Raw genomic sequence first — 740 nt, forward strand, 5'->3', positions numbered from 1 at the left:
GTCAGCGGTTCGATCCCGTTAACTCCCATAGGTCCCGTAGTGTAGCGGTTATCACGTCGCCCTGTCACGGCGAAGATCGCGGGTTCGATTCCCGTCGGGACCGTTTAAGATAACGGAAGTTATTTTAGACTCGTTAGCTCAGTTGGTAGAGCAATTGACTTTTAATCAATGGGTCACTGGTTCGAGCCCAGTACGGGTCATCATTGCGGGTTTGGCGGAATTGGCAGACGCACCAGATTTAGGATCTGGCGCTTAACGGCGTGGGGGTTCAAGTCCCTTAACCCGCATAATAGAAATAAGCCGGCTTAGCTCAGTTGGTAGAGCATCTGATTTGTAATCAGAGGGTCGCGTGTTCAAGTCATGTAGCCGGCATTTTTTAATATAACCAAGAGGTCGATGCGAACGTAGTTCAGTGGTAGAACACCACCTTGCCAAGGTGGGGGTCGCGGGTTCGAATCCCGTCGTTCGCTTAGAGAGGCCGGGGTGGCGGAACTGGCAGACGCACAGGACTTAAAATCCTGCGATTGGTAACGATCGTACCGGTTCGATCCCGGTCCTCGGCATATAATGAGCACCCTTAGCTCAACTGGATAGAGTACCTGACTACGAATCAGGCGGTTAGAGGTTCGACTCCTCTAGGGTGCATTTTTCTATTTAACTCGGGAAGTAGCTCAGCTTGGTAGAGTACTTGGTTTGGGACCAAGGTGTCGCAGGTTCGAATCCTGTCTTCCCGATTGATG

The 740-nt window shown here is 51.4% G+C and carries 8 tRNA genes; all 8 read left to right on the forward strand.

Annotation, left to right across the window (positions count from 1 at the left end):
• Positions 1–30 precede the first annotated feature (30 nt).
• The 8 genes from HMPREF2619_RS08610 (at position 31) to HMPREF2619_RS08645 (ending at position 734) form a co-directional block, all read left to right on the forward strand.
• A tRNA-Asp gene (locus HMPREF2619_RS08610) sits at positions 31–103 on the forward strand.
• A 24-nt stretch (positions 104–127) separates the two neighbouring features.
• Positions 128–200 (forward strand) — tRNA-Lys (locus tag HMPREF2619_RS08615).
• A 5-nt stretch (positions 201–205) separates the two neighbouring features.
• A tRNA-Leu gene (locus HMPREF2619_RS08620) sits at positions 206–287 on the forward strand.
• 12 nt (positions 288–299) lie between these two features.
• A tRNA-Thr gene (locus HMPREF2619_RS08625) sits at positions 300–372 on the forward strand.
• Between the two features lie 26 nt (positions 373–398).
• A tRNA-Gly gene (locus tag HMPREF2619_RS08630) sits at positions 399–470 on the forward strand.
• Positions 471–477: 7 nt separating this feature from the next.
• Positions 478–563, forward strand: a tRNA-Leu gene (locus HMPREF2619_RS08635).
• Between the two features lie 8 nt (positions 564–571).
• Positions 572–645: transfer RNA gene (locus HMPREF2619_RS08640), tRNA-Arg, on the forward strand.
• Between the two features lie 15 nt (positions 646–660).
• Positions 661–734: transfer RNA gene (locus HMPREF2619_RS08645), tRNA-Pro, on the forward strand.
• Positions 735–740: the final 6 nt, after the last annotated feature.

This window comes from Streptococcus sp. HMSC074B11 (assembly GCF_001808705.1).
GTDB lineage: Bacteria > Bacillota > Bacilli > Lactobacillales > Streptococcaceae > Streptococcus.